Origin of the sequence: Saccharopolyspora sp. 6V (genome assembly GCF_020176785.1) — a bacterium.
Taxonomy (GTDB): domain Bacteria; phylum Actinomycetota; class Actinomycetes; order Mycobacteriales; family Pseudonocardiaceae; genus Saccharopolyspora_C; species Saccharopolyspora_C gregorii.
Map to the genome: position 1 here is coordinate 1 of NZ_JAIUKB010000159.1, position 26329 is coordinate 26329.

Below are 26329 nucleotides of genomic sequence, written 5' to 3' on the forward strand. Positions count from 1 at the left end.
CCGGGGGGCCCCGGGTTTTGTCCCCCCCCACCCGTACTACATTTGTTGTTATTTACCCCCGGGGGGCCCCGGGTGCCCCCCGCCCACTGGGCCCGCTGGCGGGAACTCACGCGTGGGGCGGTTCGAGCTCGCGACTCCCCCTCTCTCCCGAGCCGCCCCTCGCGTCCGCTGTCGCAGCGGACGCCGATCACCGCTCCCGCGAGGTCTCCCCGCCGTCGTCCGCCGGGGCCAGCGGACCGTCCCGCCGCACCAGCTGCTCGAACGGGCGCAGGTTCGCCAGCGACTCGCCGCGCGACTCCCGCCAGCCCCACTCCCGGCGGATCGCCGTGCCGAAACCCAGCTCCAGCAAGGTGTTGAAGTCGCCGTCCGCGGCCTCCAGCACCTGCCCGAGCACCCGGTCGACCTCCTCCGCCGTCACCGCGTGCAGGCCGATCCGGCCCACCAGGTACACGTCCCCGGTCCCGTCGATCGTGTAGTGCACGCCGTAGAGCCGGGCGTTGCGGCGCAGCAGGAACCGGTAGACGTCCTCGTGCGCCTCGTCCGGCTGCCTGCACACGAAGGCCTCCACGACCAGCGCGTGCTCGGCGACGATCAGCCAGCAGTTCGTCTGCAGCTTCTTCGTGCCCGGCAGCGTCACGAAGAACCGGCCGCCGTCCTCCCGCCGGTAGTCCAGTTCGCTCGCGTCCAGCGCGGACGCGATCGTCGCCTCGACCGTCATGCCGTCACCTCCAGGTCGAACTGCGAGTGGAAGGCGCGCTTCGCCCGCGCGTAGGTCTCCAGCAGCACCTCCGTGGTCCGGTCCCAGGAGAACGCCTCGGCGTGCGCGACCGTGCCCGCGGCCAGCTCGGCGCGCAGCCCGGCCTCGGTCACCGACCCCAGCGCGTCCGCCCACTGGCCGGTGCGGTGCCCCGGCACCAGCAATCCCGAGCGGCCGTCCGCGACCGCCACCGGCAGGCCGCCCACCGACGCCGCCACCACCGGCGTGCCGCAGGCCTGCGCCTCCAGCGCCACCAGCCCGAACGACTCGTTGTAGCTGGGCACCGCCACCACGTCCGCCGCGCGGTACACGTCGGCCAGCGCCGCACCGCCCTGCGGCGGCAGGAACCGCACCACGTCGGTGATGCCGAGTTCCCCCGCCAGCTCGTGCAGCGACTCCGGCCGGTCCAGGCCGCTGCCGGAGGGACCGCCGACCACCAGCACCTCCAGCCGCGCGCGCAGCTCCGGGCGGCGCGCCAGCAGCTCCGCGGTGGCGCGCAGCAGCACGTCCGGTGCCTTCAACGGCTGGATGCGGCCCACGAACGCGAACACCAGCGCGTCCGGCCGCACCCCGAACCGGGCGCGGGCCGCGGTCGCGTCGCCCGGGGTGAACCGGCGCAGGTCCACGCCCGGCGGGATCGTCTCGACCTCGTCGGGGGACGCGCCGTAGAGCCGCACCAGGTCGTCGGCCTCCACCTCGGTGTTCGCGACGAGCCGGTCCGCTTCGGCGACCACCTGCTCCTCGCCGAGCACCCGCACCCGCGGCTCCGGGGTGTCGCCGGCGGCGAGCGCGGCGTTCTTCACCTTCGCCAAGGTGTGCGCGGTGTGCACCAGCGGCACGCCCCAGCGCTCCCGCGCCAGCCAGCCGACCTGCCCGGACAGCCAGTAGTGCGAGTGCACCACGTCGTAGAACCCCGGCTCGTGCCGCGCCTCCGCGCGCAGCGCGCCCGCCGCGAACGCGCACAGCTGCGCGGGCAGCTCGTTCTTGTCCAGCCCCTCGAACGGTCCGGCCACCACGTGCCGCACCGTCACGCCCGGCGCCAGCTCCGCCACCGGTGGCACCTCGGAGGACGTGGCGCGGGTGAAGATCTCCACCTCGGTGCCGTGCTCGGCCAGCCGGGTCGCGGTCTGGGCGATGTAGACGTTCATCCCGCCCGCATCACCGGTGCCCGGCTGCTCCAGCGGCGAAGTGTGCAACGAGAACACGGCGGCGCGGCGCGGCCGCATCCGGGCGGTGCCAGAGGTCATCGACTAAGCCCTATCGCAAACGTGGTGGTGGAGCGCCCTCGCCCACGGCGCCCGGGTCCGGAACGCCCTGGGTCCCGACACCGGGCCGGGGGAAAACATTCCTGGGCGGCCGAGCGCAGCCCGCTGACGCTACCCCGCCCACCGCACCGACCGGCCCGGACGCGGCACGCCCGGTGACGGTGTTCACAGCGCGGGCGGACGGCCCCGGCGCACGAAGAAGGTCCCGCGCGGGGCGGTTCGAACCACCCCGCGCGGGACCCGGAAGAGCGGCTCAGCGCGAGCCGCGGGAGATCACAGCGCGGACTTCTGCGTCCACTGGTCCCAGTCGAGCATCCAGTCGAACACGTCGTACCGCGGCTCCATCGAGGCGACCGCGCCGGTGACCTCGATCGGGTCGCCGACCAGCGCGGTGTCGAAGTAGCTCTTCGCGTCGGCCTCGCTCAGGTTGATGCAGCCGTGCGAGGTGTTGACCTTGCCGAGGTTGGCGCGGTTCTCCTCGTTCTCGTGGATGAACTCGCCGTGGTTGGACATCCGGACGGCCCACTTCTTCTCCACGTCGGTGTAGCCGTAGCGCGGGTTGTCCATGATCTCGACGGGGTTCTTCTGCATCACGATGTAGGTGCCGTTGGGCGTGTTCAGCTCCGGGTCGTGGTCCTTGCCGTAGCTGGCCGCGTAGCTGGCGACCTGCTTGCCGTCCCGCTCCACGACCATCTGGTGGGTGGAGGCGTCGGCCTTCACGACCTGCGAGCGGCCGATGGTGAACTCGGTGGTCAGGTCGGAGCGGCCGTACTCGCCCTCGCCGTAGTGCACGCCGTAGAGGTCGGCGTCCACCTCGACCTCGGTGCCCGCGGGCCAGTACTCCTTCGGCCGCCAGTCCACCTGGGTGTCCGACAGCCACGCCCAGGCGCCTTCGACGGGCACCGAGGTGCGGACCTTCAGCGCGCGCTCGGCGGCGGCCTTGTCGGTGACGGGGTCGTCGAACTTCACGCTGATCGGCATCGCGACGCCGACCTCGCTGTGGTCGGTCGGGTTGACGGTGGCGCGGACCTGCTTGGCCGGGGAGATCGTGGTGAAGCTGCCCTGCACCGGGACGCTCTTGCCGTCGGTGCCGGTGGCCTCGCCGGACCAGGTGTAGGTCTTGCCGTAGCCGAGCTGCTCGCCCGCGGTCCAGCTGAGGCCGTCGTCGGCGAGATCGCCCTCGACCTCCTTGCCGTCGCCGTTGGTCAGCGCGACGTCGTCGAGCTTGCCGCCTTCGACGCTGACCTTCACCGGCGCGGCCGGGTTCACGTCGGAGCCGCCGCCGGGTTCGAGGTGCACCTTGGCGAGCGGGGCCTGCGCCTGCGTGCCGCCGCCGGTTCCGCCCCCGTCCGTGGACTGCGTCCCGCAGCCCGATAGCAGCAGCACGGCCACCAGCGTTCCCGCCAGCGCGGTCCACAGCTGCCGTACCCGACTCACCCTGCTCAGCACTCCTCGACCCCGATCCGTTCCGACGTGGTTCTCACAACCGCAAGACGTGCGGCGCCTCGAAAAGATGCCGCCGATCAACAGTGTGTCGTGTCACAGGATCGCCATCGCGGGCGCCCCCGGCACGCTTGAGCCGCTCTTTCGAGTGAACAATCTTCACCCGGCAGAGCTATGACCAGGGGGAACCATGATCGCCCGCCGTGTTCAACCGCCATCCGGCCGCTCTCCGCCCCGCACCGCTCCGCCACCGACGGGCCGAGGGTGGGGCAACTCACCGCTCATCCGCGATCACACCGGGAGTTGGCGGTGCAGTACGCACAGCTCCACGTCCAGCTCCGCGAGGACGTCCGCGATGGGGCTCGCGAACCCGGTCATCCCGCTGCGGGTGCCCGCGAACAGCAGCCCGACCACCCGGCCGTCGTCGTTGACCACGGCACCGCCGGCGTCCCCGACCCGCAGGAAGCAGCCGCCGCCCGGCGGGCAGTCGATCCGGATCTGCTCCCTCAGCACGCGCACGCCCAGCGCCGCCCCGTGATCCACCCGCACCGTCACGTCCACCGAGGTCACCACCCCGCTGGTCACCCCGCTGCCGTAGCCGCACTTGCGCACCTGCTCGCCCGGGTAGGCGGCGCACTGCCCCGTCACCGGTCCGATGCCCGGGATCACCGGCGAGTGACCGACGCCCCTGCCCAGGGTGACCGCGGCCGCGTCCACCCGGCCGGACAGCGCGCCCCGCGCCAAGTCCGCGTACACGTGACCGGTGTCCGGATCGACCATCCGGTCGCCGACCGCCCAGCCGTCGTCCAAGCAGGCCACGTCGAACGTCGTCAGCCCCATCGTCGCCACCGCGGGCGGGTGCCCCACGACCAGCGCGCCCAGGGTGCCGGTGCGGCGGTAGCGGCCCGCGTACCGGGCGTCCGGCGGGGCCAGCTGCACCGAGCGGCAGGGAGCCAGCCCGTCGCCGCCGGTCACCGCGCCGTCGTGCGCGAAACCGCGGCCGCGCAGCGCCACCGACTCCTCCGCGCACGTGTGCACGTGCTGGAGCAGCGGTTTCTCCTCGATGACGTCGGTGGGGATGCCGAGCACGTCCGGCGGGATCTGGGTACCCGGCCACACCCGGTCGGCCGGGCGCTTGCGCGCCACCGACACGACGATGCCCTGTTCGCCGGTGAACCGGCCCGCGGTGCGCTTCTCACCGATGTCGACCGCGGTGACGCCGGGGAGGTCCAGCAGCTGGTCCTCGACCGCGCGCTTGATCGGCCTGATGACCGCTCTGTCCCGAAGTTCCCTGATGCTGAGCATGGCGGCCCCCTCCAGCAACCATTTAACACTCAGGGTTAACCGTTAGTCACGAAGAGTCACCCTTCCGGCCGGTCGGCAGTCAGGTGAACCCGGATCCGGAACAGGCCTCCGGCCGCGGCCGGACGTGGAGCGCGAGCCGCGCGGGGCTCAGAGCGAACAGTCCACCAGCACCGGCTCCGGCGCCAGCGACACGCCGAACGCCGAGCTCACCCCGTCCCGCACTTCACGCGCAAGGTGGAGCAGGTCCGCCGTGCTCGCCGAGCCCCGGTTCGTCAGCGCGAGGGTGTGCTTGCCGGACAGCGCGGTCCGCCCGCCCGGACCGGAGTGGCCCTTGCCGAACCCGGCGCGGTCGATCAACCAGGCCGCGGACAGCTTCGTGCGCCCCTCCGATGCCGGGTACTGCGGCACCTTCTCGTCCGGTCCGACGTGGGCCGCGATCAGCTCCAGCACCCCGGGCAGGTCCGCCGCCTCCACGATCGGGTTGGTGAAGAAGGAGCCCGCGCTCCACGTGTCGTGGTCGTCCGGGTCGAGCACCATGCCCTTCGAACGCCGTAAACGCAGCACCGCTTCGCGCACCCGGACCACGTCGACGCGCGCCCCCGGGTTCACGTCGAGCTCGCGGGCCAGCTCGGCGTACCGGATCGGCGCCGACTGACCGCCGTCGCGCAGCAGGTAGCGGGCGCGCAGCACCACCGCGTCGTCGGTGTGCTTGAGGATGCTGCCCCGGTAGACGAGCCCGAGGTCGTCGGCGAGCACGGTGCGGATCCGCCCGGTGCGCCGGTCCAGCAGGTCCACCGAAACGAGCATCTCGGAGATCTCCACGCCGTAGGCGCCGACGTTCTGCACCGGGGTGGCGCCGGTGAGCCCGGGGATCCCGGACAAGCACTCCAGGTTGCCGAGCCCCTGGTGGACGGTGTCGGCGACGACGTCGTCCCAGTCCTCGCCCGCTTCGACGGTGAGCTGCACGAACCCGTCCACGATGTCGTAGCGGCGCCCGCCGGTGGCGATCCGCACGACGCGGCCGTCGAAGCCCTCGTCGGCGATCACCAGGTTGGAGCCGCCGCCGAGCACCAGCAGCCGCTGGCCCGCCGCGTCGGACTCGCGGACCGCCTCGGCCAGCTGGTCCGGGTGTTCGGCCACGACGAGCTCGGCGGCCGGCCCGCCGAGGCGCAGCGTGGTGTGGCCGGACAGGACGTGGGCCGCCGGGTCGCCGGTCTGCGGCGCGCCACCGCTGGTTCCTTCGGAGCCGGACATCGAGGGGTTCACGATTGCCAAAGGTAACCTTCCGCCCATGGCACGCCGCATCGAGCACCGCAGCACCTCCGAGTGGCCCGCATCGCAGGTGCATGCGGCGCTCATCGACATCGACTATCTGCGGGAACGCCTCGACCAGCTCGAGGGCGGGCGCAACGAGCTCGTGCAGCACACCGCGGACGGCGATGCGGTGCGCTTCCAGATCCGCCAGGGCGTGCCCACCGATTCGCTCCCCCCGATCGCGCGCACCGTCGCCGGGGCGGGTGACCTGGTGATCGACCGCAGCGAGTCGTGGCGGTGCGAGCAGGACGGCCACTACGCGGGCGAGATCGCCGCCGAGGTCGCCGGGGTGCCGTGCACCATCACCGGATCGATGTGGCTGCGCGACCTGACCGGCGGAACCGGCGCCAGCGAACTGCTGGTGGAGGGCGAAGTGCGGGTGTCCGTGCCGTTCCTCGGCGGCAAGCTGGAGGACCTCGTCGCCGAACAGGTGCAGAAGCTGCTCGCCGCGGAGGAGCGCTTCACCACCGAGTGGCTGGCCCGCCCGCGGAGCTGACCACGGATGATCTTCACCGCCCGCTCATGAACCAGCCCCGCAAGAAGGCGCCGCGCCTGGCCGCCGGGCGCGCCCGCGCGCTCGGGGTGCCGACCCGCGGCACCACCAACCCGAACCGGCTGCGCCGCGTGGACCGCTGGATCGCCGGTACCCCGTGGGTCGCCCGCGCGCTGTCCGGCGCCGCCGATCCCCTGGTGATCGACCTCGGCTACGGCGCCACCCCGGTCACCACCGTCGAGTTCGCGGCCCGGCTGCGGCCGGTGCGCCCCGACGCGCGGGTGTTCGGGCTGGAGATCGACCCGGATCGGGTGGCCGCGGGCAAGGCCGTCGCCGCCCCGCCCGCGCTGGAGTTCCGGCGCGGCGGCTTCGAACTCGCGGGGCTCGCCGCGGGCATCGGCGGTGCGGACGGCCCGGCGCTGGTGCGGGCGTTGAACGTGCTGCGCCAGTACACCGAGCCGGAGGCGTGGAAGGCCTGGGACGAGCTGCGCGGACGGCTCGCCCCGGACGGGCTGCTGGTGGAGGGGACCTGCGACGAGATCGGGCGCCGCTGCTGCTGGGTGGCGCTGGACCGGTCCGGGCCGCGCACCCTGACGCTGGCCTGCCTGCCCTCCGACGTGGACCGGCCGTCGGACCTGGCGGAACGGCTGCCGAAGACGCTGATCCACCGCAACGTGCCCGGCGAGAAGGTGCACGCGCTGTTCACCGACCTGGACGCCTGCTGGGCGCGGGCCGCGCCGCGAGCACCGTTCGGCCCGCGCGCCCGCTGGGCGGAGGCGGTGCGGCGGTTCGCCGAGCTGGGCTGGCCGGTGCGGGACCGGCCGCGGCGCTGGCGGCTGGGCGAGCTGACCGTCGACTGGGCCGCGGTGGATCCGCGCACCTCGGGGTGACATCACCCGGCCGGGCCGGTCGGCGCAGTGCGATACTCCGCAACCGTGTCCGCTCGATTCGTCATCACCCTCGGCTGCCCCGACCGCACGGGGATCGTGGCCCGCATCGCCACGTTCCTCGCCGACCACGGCGGTTGGATCGTGGAAGCCGGGTACCACACCGACGTCGAGACCGGCTGGTTCTTCACCCGCCAGGTCGTGCGCGCGGACTCGCTGCCGTTCGGGCTGGCGGAGCTGCGGGAGCGCTTCGCGCGGGTCGCCGACGAGCTGGGCAGCACCAACTGGCGGGTGAGCGACACCTCCGAGCGGCGCCGGGTGGTGCTGCTGGTGTCCCGCGAGGGCCACTGCCTGCACGACCTGCTCGGCCGCGTCGCCTCCGGCGAGCTGGACGTGGACCTGCGCGCCGTCATCGGCAACCACCCGCGGCTGCGCGGCATCACCGAGGCGCACGGCGTGCCGTTCCACCACGTTCCGTTCCCCGCCGGCTCCGACCCGGACGACAAGGGCGCCGCGTTCCAGGAGGTGCGGGCGCTGGTCGAAGGGCACGACCCGCACGCGATCGTGCTCGCCCGGTTCATGCAGATCGTGCCGCCGGCGGTGTGCGAGGAGTGGGCCGGACGCGCGCTGAACATCCACCACAGCTTCCTGCCCTCGTTCGCCGGTGCGCGGCCCTACCACCAGGCCTACGAGCGCGGGGTGAAGCTCGTCGGGGCGACCTGCCACTACGTCACGCCGGAACTCGACGCGGGCCCCATCGTCGAGCAGGACGTGATCCGGGTGGACCACACCGACGCGGCCACCGACATGGTGCGCAAGGGACGGGACATCGAGAAGGTCGTGCTGGCCCGCGGTCTCCGCGCGCACCTCGAGGACCGGGTCCTGGTCCACGACAAGCGGACCGTGGTGTTCTGACCCGGCTCAGCCCACCGGGCGGGCGAGGTCGTCGAGCACTTCGGCCGCGGGCAGGCGGGCCAGCAGCGCGCCCGGCGCGATGATCTTCGACCGGCGCAGGCCGCTGCCGACGACCGCGGCGGGCGCGCTCGCCACCGCGGCGTCCACCAGCAGCGGCCAGTCGGCGGGCAGCCCGAACGGCGTGATCCCGCCGTACTCCATCCCGGTCAGCCGCACCGCCTCGTCCATCGGCGCGAACGACGCCTTCCGCACGTCCAGCCGCCGCTTCACCACGCCGTTCACGTCGGCGCGCGTCGTGGCCAGGACCAGGCAGGCGGCGTACCGCAGCTCGCCGGCGCGCTTGCCCGCCACGACCACGCAGTTCGCCGACAGCTCCAGCGGGGAGGCGTACTCGGCGCAGAACGCGGCGGTGTCCGCGAGCTCCGGGTCGATCTCGGCGACCCCGACGAGCTCCGCTTCCGCCGCGGGCAGGGCCGCGACGGCGTCGCGGACCGGCTCGGCCAGCAGTTCGGGACGTTCCAGCGCCGAGCCCACCTCGAGGGTTCCGGCGGCGCGCGACCAGTCGAGAGCCATGCGCCGACGGTACGAGCACTCCGCCCCGGCGCGTCCGGCCGGGGTCAGCGCGCTCCCGCAGCTGCGGGGCTCGTCACCCCAGGAAATCGGCGAGCAGCCGCCGCAGCTCCCGGCGGTGGGTGAACAGCGGCGCCACCGACGGCAGCACCTCCAGCCGCGAACCCGGGATCGCGGCCGCGGTCGCCCGCGCCGCCGCCACCGGGTGCAGCGGATCGTCCGTGCCGGTCAGCACCAGCACGTCCGACCGGACCGCCCGCAGGGCCGCCGCGTCGTCGACCACCGCACGGTCGCCCAGCGCGCGCAGCGCGGGCCCCAACCGCAGCAGGGCCGAGGTACGGGCCGCCAGGTGGTCGCCCAGCTGCGCGCCGGGCGGGAACTCGGCGGCCACCCGCTCGCGCAGCGCGGCACCGCCGTCGGCACCGGCGGCCGCGACCGCCTCCGCCAACCGCTCCAGCGCCCACGCCGAGGACACCTCCCGCCCGCCGTCCAGCACCGCGGGCAGCAGCAGCGCGAGCCGTTCGAACCTGCCCGGATCCGCCGCGGCCGCGCGGGTCAGCGCGCCCGTGCCCAGCGACACCCCGACCGCGCGGGTCGCACCGACCGCGTCCGCCGCGGCCAGCACGTCCGCCGCCAGCACGCCGTAGTCCCAGTAGTCCGCGGGCGGGTCCGCGGCGTCGCCGTGGCCCGCGAAGGTCAGCACCACGCGCGTGCCCGGCAGCCCGGAGGCCGGGATCCGCGCCTCGCCCGGAGTCGCGCCCAGCCCGTGGGTCACCAGCGTCACCGGCGCACCCCGGCCGTACCCGCGCCAGCGCGCGCCCGAGGGCAGCACGCCCTCGTCGGCGCGCAGCTCGCCGCCGATCACCAGGAGCTGCCGCGCTGCACCTCGGTGACCTTCGGGCGCACGTCCAGCAGGTACACCAGCACCCCGACCAACCCGGCCAGCCAGATGATCGTGATGGGACCGCTGGTGAACACCGCCAGCAGCACCAGCCCGGCACCGGTGATGCCCAGCCACGCCGGCTTGGACAGCTTGCCCACCGCGGTGAACGCGTCCGCGCGCTGCATCAGCGCGTGCACGAAGGCGTACAGCCCCAGCGGCAGACCGGCAAGCCAGATGACCTTCAAGATCCAGAACTGCAGCAACAGCTCCGGCGGACCGCTGAATGACAACTCCACCACTCCACCCTACGTGTGAGCGGGACCCCGGAGCAGCCCTCCGGGGTCCCGCGCTCGATCGGCGTCAGCTGTCGGACTTGCCGGTCGCCTTCGGCTTCGCGGTGCTCTTCGCGCCGCTCTTCGGCGCGCTCTTGGCGGCGGCGGTCCGGTTCGCGGCCTTGCGCGTGGTGCTGCGGGTCGCGGTGGCCGCGTCGGAACCGGCGTCCGCGACCGCGTCGGCCACGTCGCCCGCGGTGTCGCGGACCTGCTCCGCGGCCTGGTCGCCCGCCTTCTCGGTGGCCTCGGCGGCCTTCTCGCCCCAGGAGCGGGTGGTGCGGGTGACCTTGCCGAGCACGTCGTCGGCGAGCACCCGGGCGTCGCCGACCGCGCTGTCCACCCGGCCCTGGACCTGCTCCAGCTGGCTCCAGGCCTGCTTGACCTGCGGCTGGGACTGGAGGCGCTCGAAGGTCGTCTCGCCGCGCTCGGCGAGGTAGCCGTAGAGCTGGGCGGCGGAGCGGGTGTAGGCGTCGACGAGCTTGCGCAGCTCGGCCGGGTCGAAGCGCTCCTTGAGGTCGTTCGGCAGGTCGTTGACGCCGTGGCGCGCGGACTCGGCGCCCTCGCCGAGCCGGGCGCGCAGCTTGGTCAGCGCGTCGGCGATGGTCTGCGCGGCGAGGTCGCCCGCGCCCAGCGCGGCCAGCAGCGGCGTGCGGGCCTGCTCGGTGGCGTCGCCGCGGGTTTTGGTGTCGTTCTCGGAAGTCGGCATGGTGCTCACTCCTCGGCTGCTTCGGGGGTTTCGGTGCGGTCCGGCACGCCGGTGGCGCCGTCGTGCTCGCGCCGGAACGAGGCGTAGATGTCGAGCAGGACCTGCTTCTGCCGCTCGCCCAGGTCGGGGTCGGCGAGGATCGCGTCCACCACCGGGCCGCCCTCGCGCTGCTCCAGGATTCCGGCCTGCACGTAGAGCGCTTCGGCGGAGATGCGCAGCGCCTTGGCGATCTGCTGGAGGATCTCCGCGCTCGGCTTGCGCAGGCCGCGTTCGATCTGGCTGAGGTACGGGTTGGAGACGCCCGCGCTCTTGGCGAGCTCGCGCAGCGAGATCTGGGCGTTGCCGCGCTGCGCCCTGATGTACCCGCCGAGGTCGCTGACCGCCTGGTTCACGGCCTTGTTGACGGTCTTGTCCACCCGCTCCATGGATCCCGCTCCCTCCGGACGGTTCCCACGCTAACCACGAGTGCTAACTTTTGCAAGCACTCAGCTTGCACCCGCCCGGCGACTCACCCGACCGCGCACACGCAGAACGGGTGCCCGTCCGGATCGGCGTACACCCGGAACGGCGAGTCCTGCTGGTCCGGCGGCTGCGGCAGCGGCCGAGCACCGGCTCGCACCGCCCGCTCGTGCCCCTCCGCCAAGGTCGGCACCCGCACGTCGACGTGCATCATCTGCGGTCGCGCGTGATCCGGCCAGGTCGGCGGCACGTGGTCCGGATCCCGCTGGAACGCCAACGCCGGGCCGCCCGCCGGATCCGCCAGCTCCACCCAGTCCTCGTCCGATCCGGCGTCGTCGACCTCCCAGCCCAGCAAGCGCCGGTAGAACTCCGCCAGCGCGCGCGGATCGGGCGTGTCGATGGCGAACGCGACGATCGACAGCGGGGACTCGGACATGGGCACGACCTTTCGCTCGGAGGGGGACCTCAACTCGACCGGGGGTTCGTCGGCCAGGGATCGACCGCGGCACCCGGGCGCAGCGCGGCCACCGCCTCAGGCCAGCGGGCCGCGAACCTGCCCAACGCCTGCGGCCGGGTCCCGGCATCCTCCGCCCGCCCGGCACCTCCCGCTCGGCCGCCGGACCGTTTCCGCTGCACTGCCACTCCCACGAGATCCACGACTCCCTTAACTGGTGTTCACGTATGAGCAGTTAGTAACCGACGACAGGATTATGAGGGTTATCGACGCACGCTGCAACCGGCTAATCGAATACGATGGTGTTCGTGAACAGCAGAGCCGTCGCCGACCGAGTCCCTGCGAACTCCGCCGCGGACCTGGACGCCGAACGCGACGTCGAGCTGGTGCTGGCCTTCCTCAACACCTCCGACGCCGAAACGGGCACCGACGTCCTCGACTCCGCGGACCAGTGGCGGGCGTGGTCCGCCGGACGCGGCCTGGGCGAAGCCGGAGACCGCGGTTCCGCGCGGCGCGTCCGCGAAGCGATGCGCACCGCGGTGTCCTGCGACCGGTCCGCCCCGCGCCCCGATGCCGACGTGATCACCTGGCCCGTGCCCGTCGTCCTCCAGGACGGCGTACCGGTGCTGGGCGGGCAGGACGCGCTGGGCCGCGTGCTGGCCGCCGCCGTGCACCTGGTGCACACCGGCCACTGGAACCGGATCAAGATCTGCCCGGCCGAGGACTGCCTGTGGGCGTTCTACGACCGGTCGCGGAACAAGTCCCGCACCTGGTGCTCGATGCGGGTGTGCGGCAACCGCGAGAAGGCGCGCTCCTGGCGCGAGCGGCACGCGACCGCCGAGTGAGCACCCGCCGCCGGGCTCGCCGCGCCGAGCGCGGTGAACCGCGCCGCCGACCGCGACGTCCGGACGTCAGAGCAGCAGCTGGGACAGGGCGTAGATCACCAGGCCGGCCAGCGCACCCACCACGGTGCCGTTGATCCGGATGAACTGGAGGTCCCGCCCGACCTGGAGCTCGATCTTCCGCGAGGTCTCCTCGGCGTCCCAGCGCTCCACCGTGTCGGTGATCAACGTGGTGATCTCGGTGCGGTAGTGCGACACCACGTACACCGCGGCGCTCTCCACCCAGCCGTCCACCTTGGCGCGCAGCTCCGGTTCGGTGGCCAGCCTGCGACCGAGCCCGCGCAGCCCGTCGCGCACCCGCAGCCGCAGCTCGCTCGACGGATCCTCGGCGGCGTCCAGCAGCATCTTCTTCGCGGTGCTCCACGCGGAGGCGACGAGGTTCTGCACCTCCGGGTGCGCCACCACCTGCTGCTTGATCTGCTCGGCCCGCTCCATCGTCTTCGGGTCGTGCTGCAGGTCGTGCGCGAACTCCACCAGGAAACGGTCCACCGCCTTGCGCATCTGGTGGTCCGGGTCGGTCTTGACCGCCCACGCGAAGGACAGCACCTCGGCGTAGATCTTGTCCGCGACCATCCCGTCGAAGAACCGCGGCGACCAGGACGGGGCGCGCTGGCTCACCACGCGCAGCACCGTCGCGTGGTTGTCCCGCGCCCAGTCGTAGGCGCGGTCGCAGATCAGGTCCACCAGCTTGTGGTGGGTGCCGTCGGCGAACACCTGGGACAGGATGCGGCCCAGCGGCGGACCCCACGGCTGCTCCAGGACCTTCCGCAGCACCGATTGCTCCAGCACCGCCTGCACGTCGTCGTCGCGCAGCACCTGCACGGCACCGCGCACCGCGGTCGCCAGCTCGGAGGTGACGCGTTCGGCGTGCGCCTCGTCGTCCAGCCAGGTCCCGACCCGCGCCCCGATCTCCGCCCGCCCCAGCTTGTCCCGCACCACCGGTTCGGCCAGGAAGTTGTCGCCGACGAAGGCGCCGAGGTTCTGGCCGAGCGCGTCCTTGCGGGTCGGGATGATCGCGGTGTGCGGGATCGGCAGCCCCAGCGGCCTGCGGAACAGGGCCGTCACCGCGAACCAGTCCGCCAGCGCGCCGACCATCCCCGCCTCGGCCGCGGCGCGGACGTAGCCGACCCACGCGGCGGCGCCGTTGTTCTCCTGCCAGCGGGCGATCACGAAGATCACGGTCGCGACGAGGAGGAGCCCGCCCGCGACGGCCTTCATCCGCCGCAGCGCCCGCCGCTTGACCTGGTCCGCATCCGCTGCCGCAGTCTGTGCCACCCCACGATTGTGGCAGCAGCGGGCACCGGCACCGATCGCTTCGCACCGGATGGCGCCCGCGGTGACGGAACCCGCCCGGCCGCGCACGCCGCGCGACCGCCGCGGTTCCGGCACGTGGGACGACCGGGCCGCCCGGAGCAGTAGAGTGCCGGACGTGCGATCTCCCGCCCTCACCTCCCGGTTGCGCCCGTTCACCTCGACGATCTTCGCGGAGATCACCGAGTTGGCCCGAGAGCACGGGGCCGTGAACCTCGGGCAGGGCTTCCCGGACACCGACGGCCCCGCCGGGATGCTGCGGGTGGCGCAGCAGGCGATCGCCGACGGCGTGAACCAGTACCCGCCCGGCGCGGGTGAGCCGGACCTGCGCGCGGCGATCTCGGAGCACCGGAAGGCGCACTACGGGATCGAGCACGACCCCGACGGCGAAGTGCTGGTGACCGTCGGCGCCACCGAGGCGATCACCGCCTCGATGCTGGCGCTGCTCGAACCCGGCGACGAAGTCGTGCTCATCGAGCCCTACTACGACTCGTACCCGGTGGCGGTGGCGATGGCCGGGGCAGTGCGCCGCACGGTCGGCCTCCGGCAGGGCCCGGACCACCGGTTCGAACTCGACCTGGACGCGCTGCGCGCCGTCGTCGGACCGCGGACCAGGGCGCTGGTGGTGAACTCGCCGCACAACCCGACGGGCACCGTGCTCACCGACACCGAGCTGGCCGCGATCGCGCAGGTGTGCCGCGACCACGACCTGATCGCGATCACCGACGAGGTCTACGAGCACCTGCTCTACGACGGCCGGGCGCACACCCCGCTGGCGACCCTGCCGGGGATGGCCGAGCGGACGGTGACGATCTCCAGCGTGGGCAAGAGCTTCAGCGCCACCGGCTGGAAGATCGGCTGGGCGTGCGGCCCCGCGGAGCTCATCGGCGCGGTCCGCGCGGCGAAGCAGTTCCTCACCTTCGTCGGCGGCGCACCGTTCCAGCCCGCCGTGGCGCACGCGCTGCGCCACGAGCTGGACTGGGTCGCGCAACTGCGCGACGGCTTGCAGCGCAAGCGGGACCGGCTGGCCGAAGGGCTCACCGCGGCCGGGCTGGACGTGCTCGCCTCGGAGGGCACCTACTTCATCTGCGCCGACGTGCGGCCGCTCGGGTTCACCGACGGCGCCGAGCTGTGCCGGGCGCTGCCGGGGCGGGTCGGCGTCGCCGCGATCCCGGTGCAGGTGTTCTGCGACGACCCGGAGCCGGTGCGGCACCTGGTGCGCTTCGCGTTCTGCAAGCGGGACGAGGTGCTGGACGAGGGCATCCGCCGGTTGCACGGCCTGGCGGGCTGATCCCGCCGCGCTCCCCACCACGGTCAACCACCGTGGCCCAGGCAGAGGAAGCCCGCTTCGCCGTGCGCGGCCTGCGCGGCGGCGAGCGTTTCCGCGGGGCCGACGCCGCGGCGGAGCAACGAGTGCAGCGACATCATCACCCGCGCGGTGCGCTCGTCCGGGACCGGAACGACGCTGGCGATCACCGTCGCCGTGCCGCGTCCGAGCAGCGCGGCGGCCAACCCGGTGAGCTGCCCGGCGCGGGCCGGCACCGAACGCCCCGCCTCGCACGCGGAGAGCACCACCGTCCGCGGTCCGCGCCGCAACCGGTCCAGGTCGTAGCCGTACAGCGGGCCGTCGGCGAGCTCCAGGCAGGACAGCAGCGGCTGGTCGTCCCGGAACCGGCCGTGCGCGGCGATGTGCGCGATGGGGGCGCCGTCCACCGCCGCCAGCACCCGTTCCGCATCGGCGGCGGCTCCGGTCAGCAGGCGCCCGCCACCGACCCGGTGCAGCGCCACGACCTCGCCCTCGGCGTGTTCCAGGCTCGGGCCGGACACCCACACCGGTTCGGCCGAGCCGCATTCGCGCGCCGCGTCGGTCCCGCCGCGCAGCCAGGCCCGCAACGACGGCGCGACGGTCACCCCGCGGCCGCGGCAGAGCGGGAGGGCGGCCCACGGCACCGCGTGCAGCGCGCCGGTCGGCACCACCACCAGCCGACGCCGCGGCGGCAGCACCACCGCCACCGGGCGCAGCAGCGGGCGCTGCTCGGCCGCCGCGGCCTCGGCGGCGCTCGCCGCGTACACGGCTCCCGCGCGCTGATCACCGGTCTCGGCCTGCCGGGCGAGCAGGTACCGCAGCCGCTGCGTGTCGTGCACCGCGTCGAGCTCGGCGCCGAGCTCGTGCAGCCGCGCGTTCCCGTCGACGACGGAGACCGCGTGCAGGATCCCCTCGTGCGCGAACAGGACCAGCAGGACGTCGCCGCGCAGCGCGGCGAGCACCTCGGCGGTCCCGGCGGGCTGCGCCGCGTCGATCGCCCCGCCGTCGACGAGCAGCGCCCGGTCCCGCACCCGCCGTTCCAGCGCACCGATCTCGGACAGCGCCGAGCGCAACCGGCTGCCGTCGGCCTCCGCCGCGCCGGACACCGCGGACCGCAGCCGGACCAGGGCCGAGCCCAGCTCCGGATCGGTGGGCGGGCGCACCGAGCGGCGGTGCGCCGCGCCCAGCCGGTGCCGTTCGACCCACCTCAGCACCAGCCGCGGATCACCGGAGCGCAGCGCGGCGCCGACCGCGACCGAGCCGAGCTCCTCGGCCAGCCCGAACGCCTCGATCCGCGGTTCCCACGCCGCGATCCCGCTCGCGTAGCTCGCCACCGCGCGCAACCCGCGGCGGCAGGCGGCGAACAACCGGTCGTGGTCCCCGGCATCCGCCGCCAGCAGCGACTCCGCCAGCCAGCCCACCGTCAGCTGCCGGGTCGCGCCGGGTCCGCCGCCGCGCCCGGGCGCGGCCAGCTCCAGCAGGGCGCGCGCCGTGCTCCGCCTCCCCGCCCGTGCCGCTTCCCGGCCGGCGACGAGCCACACCTCGGCGGCCGCCGTCGTCCAGCCGTGCTCGGCGCAGGCGTGCCCGGCGCGCCGCGCCGCGGCCAGCGCGTAGCGGGACACCTGTCCCACCCGCAGCCGCGCCTGCCACTCCACCGCCACCGCCAGCGCGGCCCAGGAATGCCGCCGCTGCGAGCGGAACAACCTGGCGGCGCACCGGGCCGGGCGGATCGCCGCTTCCGGATCGCCCGCTCGCAGCGCGCACCCGGCCAGGGCCAGCCAGGTGTCGCCGAGCCGCGCCACCCGGCCCAGCCGCTGCAACCGGGAAGCCGCGCGGTGCAGCTCCTCCCGCGCCTGGTCGTGCAGTCCCACCTCGGCCAGCGCTTCGGCCCGGTCGACACGGATCTCCGGGTGCCCGGCCGGGTCGGCCCCGGCGGCGCGCGCCTCGTCGAACAGCCGCAGCGCCCGCGGCAGGTCCCCGGCGCGCAGCGCCACGCAGCCCCGGTTGTGCCTGCACAGCGCGGCGCGCTGGTCCCGCCCCGCGGCGCGGAACCGGTGCTCGGCGGCGGCCAGGTCGGCCTCCGCCTCGTCGAGCCGATTGCGGTACAGGTGTGCGAGGCCGCGCGCGACGTGCGCGTTGGCCGCCCACTGGTGGTCCCCGCGCTCGGCAAGCCCCGGCAGCGCCGTCGAGAGCACCGCGACCGCCTCGTCCTGCCGGTCCTGCTGGAACAGCAGCACGCCGCGCAGGCAGCTCGCCCGCACCGCGTCCTGGCCGGTGAGCTGCTGGGCCGCGGCCTCCAGGTGCCGCCACGCCGCCTCCGGGTCTCCCCGGTCCAGCTCGACCCACGCGCAGGTGAGCAGGACCTGCGCGGCCCGATCGGGCAACCGTTCCCGCCGCGCCGCCGCCAGCGCGACCCGCGCGTGCTGCCGAGCCTCCGCGGATCGACCGCGCTCCACCGCGACCAGCGCCCGGATGTGCCTGGCCAGCACCCGCAGCTCGGGATCGCCGGAGCGGGCGAGCCAGCGGTCCGCCGCCCGCGCCGCCCCGTCCGGGTCCGCGCAGACCCGGTCCCGCCACCGCACCGCGGCCGAGATCGGCTCCGTGCTCGGCGCGAGGGCCGTCCCGGCGCTCAACAGACCAGCCAATCCGCGACGGCGGGCGCGGCGCCCACCGGCCGGAACACCAGGCCCAGCGGGCCCGCAGGCACGTCGGTCACCCGGAACGCGCCCGCCACGTCGAGCTCGGCGACGCACTGCCCGCCCGGATGCCGGAACAGCACGTCCCCCTCCGGCCTCCCCTGACCGGAGCGGCTGATCACCATGCCCGCGGCCCGGAATAGGCCCGGCACCGTCGGCACCAGGTCGAGCTCCACGATCCGCCCCGGCATCAGGAACGTGAGCACCCGCGGTTCCGCCGGATCCGGGGCGGCGCCACCGGACCGGACCGCGGCGGCCGCGTCGGCCGAGTCGCCGACCAGCTCCAACGCCGCCGCGCCCGACCGGGCACGCGCCAACCCGGCGGCGGCGTACGCGGCGTCGCGCACCCGCACCGGCGCCGGATCGCGGAGTTCGAACAGGTCGCGCAGCACGCGCAGCTCGGCGGGCATCCGGGGGCTCATCCGGCGGCCTCCTCGACGTTCCCGCCGGTCGCCAACCGTTCCCGCAGCGCCGCGAGGCAGCGGCCCTTCTTCGGGCCGATGCTGCCGCGCGGCATGCCGAGCGCCTGGCCGACCTGCGCGTAGCTGGCGTCCGGTGCCACCGCCACGACCCGCAGCAGCTGCTGGCAACGCCGGGAGAGCTGGGCGAACGCCTGCCACATCCGGGAGACCGCCACCGAGTGCAGCGCGCTGCTCTCCGGCCCGTCACCGGGATCCGGCAGGTCCAGCATCCCGGTGTCCCAGCCGACCGGAGATTCCCGGCGCCGGGCCTTCGACAGCCGGATCGCCTCGCGCCGGGCCGTCGTGGCCAGCCACCCTGGCAGCGCCCGCGGATCCCGCAGGGCGCCGAGGTTCTCCGCCAGCGACAGCCAGGTCACCTGGCACACGTCCTCGGCGTCGACGGCGCTCGGCGAGTACGCCCTGGCCGCCGCCCACACCACCGAGGCGTTGCGGTCGACGAGCTCCCGCCAGGCCGCAGGCTCACCGGCCGCGGCGCGGGCCAGCAACCGGGCGGCGTCGTCGGATTCGGAGACCTCGTGCACGGCGTGCATCGCGCTCCCTCCCCTCAAGATCGGTTTCCCGAGTAAGAGGAGCGAACCCCCCGCGCAGATTCACCGAACGCCGATTACCCCCCGAACGGGTAACGCCGCACCGCGTCCCGAGCGGCCCGGTCGGCGTCGGCCCCGTCCCGGACCGCGCTCGCCGCCGCGGCCGCGACCCGCGGCGCGGCGAACGACGTCCCGCTCCAGCTCGCGTACCCGTAGTGCCGCTCGCCGCGCCTCCCCGGCAGCAGCCGCACGTGGCTGCTCACCACGTCCACCCCCGGCGCGCACGCGTCCACCCAGTCGCCCGAGCCGGAGAACTCGGCCACCGCACCACCGGGCCCGCTCGCCGCGACGGCCAGCACCCCCGGCAGCGCGGCGGGCCAGAACGGCCGGGACGAACCGTGGTTCCCGGCGGCGGCCACCACCACCGCACCGCCGAACCGCGCGAGCTCGGCCTCCAGCGCGGGCGGGCACCGGTCGCCCGGCGTGTGGCACCCGGCCGTCAGCAGCACCACGTCCACCCGCTCCCCGCCGCGGCGCAACGCGCGCAACCCTGCGGCGACGGTGAGGTCGTCGGTGAACCCGAGCGAGGACAGCACCCGGTGCGCCCGCACCACCACCCCCGGCGCGTGCTGCAGCAGCACGCCGGAGACGAAGGTGCCGTGCCCGGCCTGCCGGTCCTGCTCGGCGTCGTCGTCCGCGTCCAGGACCTCCGGCACCGGGTCGAACCGGTCCCGGCCCGCGAACCACGGATGCGGGTCGCAGCCGGTGTCGAGCACCCCGACGGTGACGCCCCACCGCTCCCGGGCCGGTTCCGGGACCGGCGCCGCAGGCTCCGCCTCCGCGCCCGTGCCGAACAGCACCGGGGCGCCGAACATCGTCGCGGACCCGACGTGCACGTGGTTGGCGCTCACCTCGGCGAACTCGTCGGCGATGGCCACGCAGCGATCTCGTTCGGACGTGCGCAGCCGGATCCGCGCGAGCTCCAGCCCGTCGTCGTGGTCGATGCCGTCCACCCAGCGGCGCAACCGGGACAGCACCGGGTCCAGCGAGCCGCGCGCGGTGATCAGCTCCCCGCGCCGCACCAGGCATTCGCCGGGGCCGCCGGGATCGTGGACCAGCAGGTCGTGCCCGTAGCGCGCCCAGCTCTCGCCGAGCTCCGCGACCGTCAACCGGGTGCCCGAGATCGAATCCACAGGGGACACTGTGCGATGGGTCACCACGATCGTCCACTTGAGGCATGCCGTCGGGTGAAATCTCCTGGCATCCCGGTGGCATCGAGCCAGCAGTGTTCGCCGCAACCGGTGGTAAGACACCGCCTGTCCGGGTGGTTGATACCGAGAAGGGCTGCCACCCATCCTATGGCGAGAGGAGCATTGACCCCTCGCGTTCGGCGGGAGCGGACCGACAGGCGGTGGTGAGGGTGACCGGGAGCTGGCGCAGGCGCTGGCCGCTCCTGCGCGCCTGGACCGCCCGCGCCGCCGCGACCGCGGGACTCGTCGGCGGCGCCTGGTTGCTGGCCGCGGGCCCGGCCGAGGCCGCACCGCAGCCGGACGTGGTGCCCGCGGTACGGGTCGAGGTGGCGAAGCCCGCCATCTCGTCGCCGGCCGCCGTCCGGCCCGCCATCGCCCGGCCCGACCCCGTCGAGATCACGGCGCCCAACGCCCCGGAACCGGTCCACGAGGACGTCCCCACCGATGCGGTGCAGCTCGGCGTCGCCGACCTCGCCGCCGACATCACGAGCGGCGTGCGCGCGGAGCTCGAACCGGTCGTCGAACCCGCGGAACCCGACCGCACCGAGCCGGACCTGGTGCAGCTGCTCCCCGACCGCGGCGGCACCGGCGCGGTGGCGACCACCGCACCACCGCCGGACGTCGCCACACCTCGCGCTCAGGCCCCGGAACGCGTCGAACCGGCTCCGCCCGTGCGGACCGAAGCTCCCGACACCGCCCAGCACCTCTCCGCACCCGCACCCGAGCCGCAGCACCAGGCCGCGCCGACGCCCGCACCGGTCGAGCACGGTGGCACCGCACCGCACCAGGGTCCGCCGGTCGGGCCGCCCGCCGTGGTGACCGCTTCCGCGGCGCCGAGCGGGTCCGGGCACGGCCTGCGCTGGATGCACGCCGTGCTGCCGGCCCGGCCGCACCTGCCCGGGCCGGTGCGCGCCGTCGGCGGCCACGTCGAAACGGTCATCTCGCGCGGCATCGCGCTGATCGAACCGTCCACCTCCCCCGACTGAACCGGACCGGCGGCACCCGGCACCGGGGCCGCCGCACCACCGAGGTCTCCGGTCCGGCCGACTGCGCCAGGCAGGACCGGTCGCGGGGCGCCCGCAGGCACGTGCACCAGGAACCTTGACCCCTCCTGAGCTGCGTGCCGCGCCCCGGTCCCGGTGCCGCGCTGCCCCAGCGGCGCCGGGACCACGCCCGAGATCGCCTTCCGGCACGACGAGGGGCCGTGCCGGAAGGCGGTCCGGGTGCTCAGCTGATCGGCACCTCCAGCGGCCCCGGGTCGGGCATCCCGTCGAACCGGCCCGCCGCCGCGGCCAGCCGGCGCACGACCTCCCGGTGCTGCTCGACCGGCAGCGCGTACGGGATCCGCAGGTAGCGCTCCAGGTGGCCGTGCACCGCGAACCGGGATCCGGGCACCAGCCGCAGCCCGTGCTCCTCGGCGGCGATCGCGAACCTGCTGCTCACCGGAGTTCCCAGGTCGCACCACAGCGACAGCCCGCCGTCCGGGATCCGGAACCGCCAGCCCGGGACCTGCTCCGCGAGTTCCGCGATCATCGAGTCGCGCATCCCCGTCACCTCCTCCCGCCGTCGCCGCAGCGCCGGCTCCGGATCGGCCAGCAGCTCGGCCAGCACCAGCTGCTCCAGCACCGGGCTGCCGAGGTCCATCACCGCGCGCTCCAGCAGCAGGCGCTGCACCAGGTCCTCGGGCGCCCGCACCCATCCGAGCCGCATGCCGCCCCAGAACGCCTTGCCCGCCGAGCCGATCGTGATCACCCGGTCGTCGCCGAACGCGGCCACCGGTGGCGGCGGGGTGCGTCCGGTCAGGTCCAGTTCGACCAGGGTTTCGTCCACGACGGCCGTGGTGCGGGTGCGGCGCAGCATCGCGACCAGGCGTTCCCGGTCCTGCGCGGTCATCTGGATGCCGGTGGGGTTCTGGAAGTCCGGGATCAGGTAGGCCAGCTTCGGCGTGGTCTGCTGCAGCGTGGCGGACACCAGGTCCAGGTCCCAGCCCTCCGCGAGCATCGGCACCGCCACCGCCTCGGCGCCGGCACCGCGGATCGCCTGCAACGGGTTCGGGTAGGTGGGGTGCTCGACCAGCACCCGTTCGCCCGGGGAGACCAAGGTGCGCAGCACCAGCGCGAAGGCGTGCTGCGCGCCATTGGTGACCAGCACCTGCCGCGGGTTCGTCGGCAGGCCGCGGCGGGCGTGGTGCTCGGCGATGCGTTCGCGCAGTTCCGGCAGCCCGAGCGCCTGGTAGCCGTGGCCGCCGAGCTCCGCCGGGATGCGGCAGCGCGCGCGGTCCAGCGCGGCGGTGAACTCCGGCGGCGCGGGCAACGTGGCCTGCGCGAGGTTGATCAGGTCGGGGGTGCTGGGCGGCCAGCCGCCGGGGTCGGTGTGCGCCCGGTCGCCGGGCAGCCGCACCCACGAGCCGGAGCCCTGCCTGCTGGCCGCGAAGCCCTCGTCGCGCAGCAGGTCCAGCGCCCGCACCACGAGGGTGCGGCTCACCCCGAGCGCGTCGGCGAACTCGCGCTCCGCGGGCAGCCTGGTTCCGGGGGGAAGCCTGCCGTCGAGCACGAGCTGCCGCACCGCCTGGTGCAGCCCGCCGGAGGTGGCGCGGCCGGAGTGCCAGCTGCCGAGCAGTTCCGCGATGCCGCGGGAGCCGATTCGTCCTATCACGCGAGACACGAGTCCAATAGTTCCAGATTGGCTATCGTGATCGAGGCCAATCTCGACGTATCAACGACTCATGGCTTCAACCACCACCCCAGTGGATCTTTCACCGATGCCGGTGTCGGTGCGCCCGACGGCCCGGCTGGCGCAGCTGTTCGGCGGCTTGGCGCTCTACGGCACGAGCATGGCGCTGATGGTGCGCGCCGAGGTCGGCCTGTCGCCGTGGGACGTGCTGCACGACGGGCTGACCCAGCGCCTCGGGTGGAGCTTCGGGGCCGTCACGGCGCTGACCAGCGTCGTGGTGCTCGCGCTGTGGATCCCGCTGCGGCAGCGGCCGGGCATCGGAACGGTGGCGAACGTGGTGGTCATCGCGGTCTCGGTGGACCTCGTGCTGGGGCTGCTGCCGCCGTTGCACTGGTTGCCGGGGCAGGTGGCGCTGTTCGTGGCCGGCCTGGTGCTGAACGGGTTCGCGACCGCGGTGTACGTCGGCGCCCGGCTCGGGCCGGGTCCGCGCGACGGGCTGATGACCGGCCTGCACGCGCGCACCGGCTGGTCGGTGCGGCTGGTGCGGACCGGGATCGAGGTGGGCGTGCTGGTCGTCGGCTGGGCGCTCGGCGGTTCCGCGGGATTCGGGACGGTGCTGTACGCGGTGGGGATCGGGTGGATCACCCAGTTGTTCCTGCCGCTGGTGACGGTCCCGGGCCGCCGATGATCGGGGGCGTGGCGGACGTCGAGGTGGCCGAGCGGCCGGGCGATCGGTTGACCCCGGGAGCGGGGATGAGCGAGGACGTGGTGCTGGTGCTGCCGAACGCGGTGGCGGTGCTGGACGGCGCGACCTCGCTGCGACCGGACTCCCGGTCCGGCGGCTGGTACGCGGAGCGGCTGGCCGGGGCGCTGGAACCGCGGCTGGTGGATCGGAGCGCCGATCTGGCGGATGTCCTGGCCGAGTCGATCGCCGAGGTGGCGGCCCGCTTCGACCTCCGCCCCGGCGAGTCGCCGTCCAGCACGGCGGCGCTGCTGCGCTGGGACGAGGAGCAGGTGGAGGCCCTGGTGCTGGCGGACAGCCCGATCGTGCTGGACACCTCGGCCGGCGTGCGGGCGGTGACCGACGACCAGCTCGCCGCGCTGCGCCGCCGGAACCAGGGTCGCCGGAACCAGGGTCGCCGGAACCGGGGCGGCGGATTCCGGGACCGGCTCCGATCCGGCGGCGGGTTCGGAGCCGGGCACCGGGCGGCGCTGGGTGCGGCGATGGGCCGGACCTCGCGGTGGCGCAACGTCGAAGGCGGCTTCTGGGTGGCCGAGGCGGTGCCGGAAGCCGCCGCGCACGCCACCCGCGCGCGGTGCCCCCGCCACGAGGTGCGGGCGGCGCTGGTGATGACCGACGGCGTGTCCTGCGGCGTGCAGGACTACGGGATCTTCCCCGGTTGGCCGGAGCTGCTGGCCGCGGCGGAACGCGACGGCCCGGACGCCGTGCTGGCCGAGGTGCGGGCCGCGGAGGACGCCGATCCGCGGGGCGAGCGCTGGCCGCGGCCCAAGCGGCACGACGATCAGGCGCTGGCGCTGGTCCGGTTCGCCGACGACGCCCGGACCCACGATCCGGGGAAAAAAGATCTCTGCACCTAGAGACAATCCGCATACCACCAAGTAACCTGGTGGTGTCCACCTGACCCCCAGGGGTGGACTTCACGCCCCCGCACTCCCGGTGACCCCCAGGCCGGTCGAGCGCGGGGGCGTCCTACGTTCGGGTGGAGTTTGTTTTCCTGCGCAACGGAGTTCCGCTTCACTCGTTTGAGTGGGCAAGGGAACCTGCCGCCACTGTCGGCAGTCGTACCGACGGCACGCAGCACGACTCCGAAATGGGGAGGGATCGCCCGTGGACTTGCACACCCGGATCGAACTGTTCGGTGGTCCAGAAGACGGTCGGGAGATCACCCTGCCCGCGGGCGCGGCCGGCGGGCCGCTCTCCCCCATCCCCGTCCCCCGCGACGGCGAGGACCCGACCGCCGCTTATGTGAAGGACCACCAGCGGCCGCACGGGGTGTGGATCTACAAGTACACGGTCAGCCCGACGATCCGGCAGTCCCCGGTGCAGTGAGACCACCGCGGTAGGCGGTGGGCTCGGCGGGGTCGGCTCGGTGCGGCGAGCCCGGCGGTGCAGCCAGCGCGGTGAAACTGGTGCGGTCCGGCCAGTGCAGTGGACCTGGCGCGGCCCAGCCAGTGCAGTGAACTTTATGCGGTCCGGCGACGCGGTGGACTCGGTGCGATTCTGCCGACGCGGTCGACTCAGTGCGGCGAACCCGGCGGAGGTAGCCCGGCAGCGCGGCGAACCCGGCACGGCCCGGCCGGCGGCGTGAACCTGGTGCGGCTCGGCAGGCGCAGCGAACCTGATGCGGTCCAGCCGGCGCAGTGGACTTGGCGCGGTGACCCGGACCGAAGATTCGGCAGCGCGGTGAACTCCGCGCGGTGAGCCCTGGAGCAGCGGCTCCGGCGTGCGGCTCGCCAGCTCGCACCCGGCGCGGCGCCTCCGGCGCGCGGGTGGCACGGAACCCCGACATCACCCCTCTCCGATGTGACCCCGATCACCTAGGGCAACCGGTTGCTTCCCGTCGCGTCTTCCGGACAGATCACGAAGCAAGCGACAATTTCGGAGGCAATCATGCGCAGCACCGCCATCGTGGGTTCCGTTCTCGCCGCAGGCCTTTCCCTCGTCGGCATCGCCGGTCTCGCCGGAGTCGCGAATTCGGAGGCCACCACGAACTTCATGGGCGCCAAGTCGAGCTACCCCTCGGTGCCGGGCCCGCAGCCGATGGACGTGGCCCACGGCACCCTCCAAGCACCCGACGGCTCCTACTGGGACGTGTACTCCCGAGACGTGAGCGGTGGCCACGCCGGCGCCGAGAACGCGCACAACGTCATCGGCCTTTACCTCGACCTCGACCCGTCGCAGGTCAGCGACCCCAACGGCTACGCCGAAGACGTCTTCGGCAACTACGACTGCTCGCTCGTCACCCAGGAGGACACCCCGCGCATGGGAGTGAGCTGCGACGACGGCCAGCTCCCGGTCGTCGCCTTCCAGCAGGCGAGCTGACCGGCGGCACCACGCCCGCCGAGCTCCACCCACGCACCACCCGCCGACACGGCGATCGAATCCAGCGCATCGCGCGAACCATTCCACTCCAGCACGAATGACCCGATCGCCCTCGCACGCCCGAATTCGCCACCACTGAATTCCACGACACCGAATTCCACGGCGCCGAGAACAAGTCGGCAGCAATCCGGGACCGCGCACAATTCCGCGACGATCCCCACCATTCCCCCGGCCCCCCCCCCCCCCCCCCCCCGGGGGGGGGGGCGGGGGGCGCGCCCCCCCCCCCCCCCCCGCGCCCCGCGCACCGCGGCCCGGGCACGGCCCCCGCCGCCGCG

At 74.2% G+C, this 26329-nt stretch carries 27 protein-coding genes; 10 read left to right on the forward strand and 17 right to left on the reverse strand.

Annotated features, from left to right (window positions below):
* Positions 1-187 precede the first annotated feature (187 nt).
* From LCD35_RS26075 to LCD35_RS26095, 5 genes are all read right to left on the reverse strand, one after another.
* Entirely contained in the window at positions 188-718 is a 531-nt protein-coding gene (locus LCD35_RS26075) for a YbjN domain-containing protein (protein ID WP_225045112.1), read from the reverse strand.
* Positions 715-2004, reverse strand: a complete 1290-nt coding sequence (gene mshA, locus LCD35_RS26080) for a D-inositol-3-phosphate glycosyltransferase (protein WP_225045113.1) — start codon at positions 2002-2004, stop codon at positions 715-717. The genes LCD35_RS26075 and mshA overlap by 4 nt, the downstream gene beginning before the upstream one ends.
* 291 nt (positions 2005-2295) lie before the next feature.
* Positions 2296-3459: an Ig-like domain-containing protein gene (locus tag LCD35_RS26085; RefSeq protein WP_224958496.1), complete on the reverse strand. Its 1164-nt coding sequence runs from the start codon at positions 3457-3459 to the stop codon at positions 2296-2298.
* A 297-nt stretch (positions 3460-3756) separates the two neighbouring features.
* Positions 3757-4770, reverse strand: a complete 1014-nt coding sequence (locus LCD35_RS26090; RefSeq protein ID WP_224958497.1) for a S1 family peptidase — start codon at positions 4768-4770, stop codon at positions 3757-3759.
* A 147-nt stretch (positions 4771-4917) separates the two neighbouring features.
* Positions 4918-6024: a UDP-N-acetylmuramate dehydrogenase gene (locus LCD35_RS26095; RefSeq protein ID WP_224958520.1), complete on the reverse strand. Its 1107-nt coding sequence runs from the start codon at positions 6022-6024 to the stop codon at positions 4918-4920.
* A gap of 37 nt (positions 6025-6061) precedes the next feature.
* Here LCD35_RS26095 and LCD35_RS26100 point away from each other — a divergent pair, with 37 nt between their 5' ends.
* From LCD35_RS26100 to purU, 3 genes are read left to right on the forward strand one after another with little or no spacing between them, the layout of a single operon-like run.
* Positions 6062-6580, forward strand: coding sequence for a DUF2505 domain-containing protein (locus LCD35_RS26100; protein ID WP_224958498.1), 519 nt, complete (start codon positions 6062-6064; stop codon positions 6578-6580).
* Between the two features lie 26 nt (positions 6581-6606).
* Positions 6607-7467: a class I SAM-dependent methyltransferase gene (locus LCD35_RS26105; protein ID WP_224966639.1), complete on the forward strand. Its 861-nt coding sequence runs from the start codon at positions 6607-6609 to the stop codon at positions 7465-7467.
* A 45-nt stretch (positions 7468-7512) separates the two neighbouring features.
* Positions 7513-8379, forward strand: coding sequence for a formyltetrahydrofolate deformylase (gene purU, locus LCD35_RS26110; RefSeq protein ID WP_224978399.1), 867 nt, complete (start codon positions 7513-7515; stop codon positions 8377-8379).
* 6 nt (positions 8380-8385) lie between these two features.
* Here the strand turns inward: purU and LCD35_RS26115 are convergent, their stop codons facing one another.
* The 6 genes from LCD35_RS26115 to LCD35_RS26140 form a co-directional block, all read right to left on the reverse strand.
* Complete coding sequence (locus LCD35_RS26115) at positions 8386-8952, reverse strand: YbaK/EbsC family protein (RefSeq protein WP_224958501.1); 567 nt, start codon at positions 8950-8952, stop codon at positions 8386-8388.
* Between the two features lie 73 nt (positions 8953-9025).
* Complete coding sequence (locus LCD35_RS26120; protein ID WP_224978400.1) at positions 9026-9814, reverse strand: alpha/beta fold hydrolase; 789 nt, start codon at positions 9812-9814, stop codon at positions 9026-9028.
* Positions 9811-10128 (reverse strand): DUF2516 family protein, encoded by a 318-nt coding sequence (locus LCD35_RS26125; RefSeq protein WP_373689992.1) that lies wholly within the window; start codon positions 10126-10128, stop codon positions 9811-9813. Before LCD35_RS26125 ends, LCD35_RS26120 begins: the two co-directional genes overlap by 4 nt.
* Before the next feature lie 64 nt (positions 10129-10192).
* Positions 10193-10870 (reverse strand): hypothetical protein, encoded by a 678-nt coding sequence (locus tag LCD35_RS26130; RefSeq protein WP_224978401.1) that lies wholly within the window; start codon positions 10868-10870, stop codon positions 10193-10195.
* A gap of 5 nt (positions 10871-10875) precedes the next feature.
* On the reverse strand, positions 10876-11295 hold the full coding sequence (locus tag LCD35_RS26135) for a helix-turn-helix domain-containing protein (RefSeq protein WP_224958504.1): 420 nt from the start codon (positions 11293-11295) through the stop codon (positions 10876-10878).
* A gap of 83 nt (positions 11296-11378) precedes the next feature.
* The gene (locus LCD35_RS26140; protein ID WP_224978402.1) at positions 11379-11765 is read right to left on the reverse strand and encodes a VOC family protein; all 387 of its coding nucleotides are present in this window, start codon (positions 11763-11765) and stop codon (positions 11379-11381) included.
* 317 nt (positions 11766-12082) lie between these two features.
* Between LCD35_RS26140 and LCD35_RS26145 the strand changes: the two genes are divergently transcribed.
* Complete coding sequence (locus LCD35_RS26145; RefSeq protein WP_224958506.1) at positions 12083-12628, forward strand: CGNR zinc finger domain-containing protein; 546 nt, start codon at positions 12083-12085, stop codon at positions 12626-12628.
* A gap of 66 nt (positions 12629-12694) precedes the next feature.
* On the opposite strand, the gene LCD35_RS26150 is transcribed toward LCD35_RS26145, so the two are convergent.
* Entirely contained in the window at positions 12695-13903 is a 1209-nt protein-coding gene (locus tag LCD35_RS26150) for a DUF445 domain-containing protein (protein WP_224958523.1), read from the reverse strand.
* A 211-nt stretch (positions 13904-14114) separates the two neighbouring features.
* Between LCD35_RS26150 and LCD35_RS26155 the strand changes: the two genes are divergently transcribed.
* Positions 14115-15287 (forward strand): pyridoxal phosphate-dependent aminotransferase, encoded by a 1173-nt coding sequence (locus tag LCD35_RS26155; protein ID WP_224966637.1) that lies wholly within the window; start codon positions 14115-14117, stop codon positions 15285-15287.
* Between the two features lie 23 nt (positions 15288-15310).
* Here the strand turns inward: LCD35_RS26155 and LCD35_RS26160 are convergent, their stop codons facing one another.
* The 4 genes from LCD35_RS26160 to LCD35_RS26175 form a co-directional block, all read right to left on the reverse strand.
* Positions 15311-17935, reverse strand: a complete 2625-nt coding sequence (locus LCD35_RS26160) for a CHAT domain-containing protein (protein WP_225045114.1) — start codon at positions 17933-17935, stop codon at positions 15311-15313.
* A complete protein-coding gene (locus tag LCD35_RS26165) occupies positions 17932-18420 on the reverse strand; it encodes a hypothetical protein (RefSeq protein ID WP_224958509.1) in 489 nt (162 codons plus the stop codon). The genes LCD35_RS26160 and LCD35_RS26165 overlap by 4 nt, the downstream gene beginning before the upstream one ends.
* Positions 18417-19010: an RNA polymerase sigma factor gene (locus tag LCD35_RS26170; RefSeq protein ID WP_224958511.1), complete on the reverse strand. Its 594-nt coding sequence runs from the start codon at positions 19008-19010 to the stop codon at positions 18417-18419. The genes LCD35_RS26165 and LCD35_RS26170 overlap by 4 nt, the downstream gene beginning before the upstream one ends.
* 74 nt (positions 19011-19084) lie before the next feature.
* Positions 19085-20200 (reverse strand): S8/S53 family peptidase, encoded by a 1116-nt coding sequence (locus LCD35_RS26175; RefSeq protein WP_224966635.1) that lies wholly within the window; start codon positions 20198-20200, stop codon positions 19085-19087.
* A gap of 227 nt (positions 20201-20427) precedes the next feature.
* Here LCD35_RS26175 and LCD35_RS26180 point away from each other — a divergent pair, with 227 nt between their 5' ends.
* On the forward strand, positions 20428-21243 hold the full coding sequence (locus tag LCD35_RS26180; RefSeq protein ID WP_224958514.1) for a hypothetical protein: 816 nt from the start codon (positions 20428-20430) through the stop codon (positions 21241-21243).
* Between the two features lie 241 nt (positions 21244-21484).
* Here the strand turns inward: LCD35_RS26180 and LCD35_RS26185 are convergent, their stop codons facing one another.
* Complete coding sequence (locus LCD35_RS26185) at positions 21485-22912, reverse strand: PLP-dependent aminotransferase family protein (protein WP_224958515.1); 1428 nt, start codon at positions 22910-22912, stop codon at positions 21485-21487.
* 70 nt (positions 22913-22982) lie between these two features.
* On the opposite strand from LCD35_RS26185, the gene LCD35_RS26190 reads away from it, so the two are divergent.
* From LCD35_RS26190 to LCD35_RS26205, 4 genes are all read left to right on the forward strand, one after another.
* Positions 22983-23618 (forward strand): YitT family protein, encoded by a 636-nt coding sequence (locus LCD35_RS26190; protein WP_224958516.1) that lies wholly within the window; start codon positions 22983-22985, stop codon positions 23616-23618.
* An 8-nt stretch (positions 23619-23626) separates the two neighbouring features.
* Complete coding sequence (locus LCD35_RS26195; protein ID WP_225045115.1) at positions 23627-24529, forward strand: protein phosphatase 2C domain-containing protein; 903 nt, start codon at positions 23627-23629, stop codon at positions 24527-24529.
* Between the two features lie 250 nt (positions 24530-24779).
* On the forward strand, positions 24780-25001 hold the full coding sequence (locus LCD35_RS26200; protein ID WP_224958518.1) for a hypothetical protein: 222 nt from the start codon (positions 24780-24782) through the stop codon (positions 24999-25001).
* 561 nt (positions 25002-25562) lie between these two features.
* Positions 25563-25994 carry a hypothetical protein gene (locus tag LCD35_RS26205; protein WP_225045116.1) on the forward strand — a complete coding sequence of 144 codons (432 nt, stop codon included), beginning with the start codon at positions 25563-25565 and terminating at the stop codon, positions 25992-25994.
* Positions 25995-26329: the final 335 nt, after the last annotated feature.

Bases quoted from the DNA above. Each gene is read 5' to 3' on its own strand.
- LCD35_RS26075 (WP_225045112.1), bottom strand. From the start codon at position 718: ATGACGGTCGAGGCGACGATCGCGTCCGCGCTGGACGCGAGCGAACTG.
- mshA (WP_225045113.1), bottom strand. From the start codon at position 2,004: ATGACCTCTGGCACCGCCCGGATGCGGCCGCGCCGCGCCGCCGTGTTC.
- LCD35_RS26090 (WP_224958497.1), bottom strand. From the start codon at position 4,770: ATGCTCAGCATCAGGGAACTTCGGGACAGAGCGGTCATCAGGCCGATC.
- LCD35_RS26095 (WP_224958520.1), bottom strand. From the start codon at position 6,024: ATGTCCGGCTCCGAAGGAACCAGCGGTGGCGCGCCGCAGACCGGCGAC.
- LCD35_RS26100 (WP_224958498.1), top strand. From the start codon at position 6,062: ATGGCACGCCGCATCGAGCACCGCAGCACCTCCGAGTGGCCCGCATCG.
- LCD35_RS26105 (WP_224966639.1), top strand. From the start codon at position 6,607: ATGAACCAGCCCCGCAAGAAGGCGCCGCGCCTGGCCGCCGGGCGCGCC.
- LCD35_RS26115 (WP_224958501.1), bottom strand. From the start codon at position 8,952: ATGGCTCTCGACTGGTCGCGCGCCGCCGGAACCCTCGAGGTGGGCTCG.
- LCD35_RS26130 (WP_224978401.1), bottom strand. From the start codon at position 10,870: ATGCCGACTTCCGAGAACGACACCAAAACCCGCGGCGACGCCACCGAG.
- LCD35_RS26135 (WP_224958504.1), bottom strand. From the start codon at position 11,295: ATGGAGCGGGTGGACAAGACCGTCAACAAGGCCGTGAACCAGGCGGTC.
- LCD35_RS26140 (WP_224978402.1), bottom strand. From the start codon at position 11,765: ATGTCCGAGTCCCCGCTGTCGATCGTCGCGTTCGCCATCGACACGCCC.
- LCD35_RS26145 (WP_224958506.1), top strand. From the start codon at position 12,083: ATGGTGTTCGTGAACAGCAGAGCCGTCGCCGACCGAGTCCCTGCGAAC.
- LCD35_RS26150 (WP_224958523.1), bottom strand. From the start codon at position 13,903: ATGAAGGCCGTCGCGGGCGGGCTCCTCCTCGTCGCGACCGTGATCTTC.
- LCD35_RS26165 (WP_224958509.1), bottom strand. From the start codon at position 18,420: ATGAGCCCCCGGATGCCCGCCGAGCTGCGCGTGCTGCGCGACCTGTTC.
- LCD35_RS26170 (WP_224958511.1), bottom strand. From the start codon at position 19,010: ATGCACGCCGTGCACGAGGTCTCCGAATCCGACGACGCCGCCCGGTTG.
- LCD35_RS26190 (WP_224958516.1), top strand. From the start codon at position 22,983: ATGGCTTCAACCACCACCCCAGTGGATCTTTCACCGATGCCGGTGTCG.
- LCD35_RS26205 (WP_225045116.1), top strand. From the start codon at position 25,563: ATGCGCAGCACCGCCATCGTGGGTTCCGTTCTCGCCGCAGGCCTTTCC.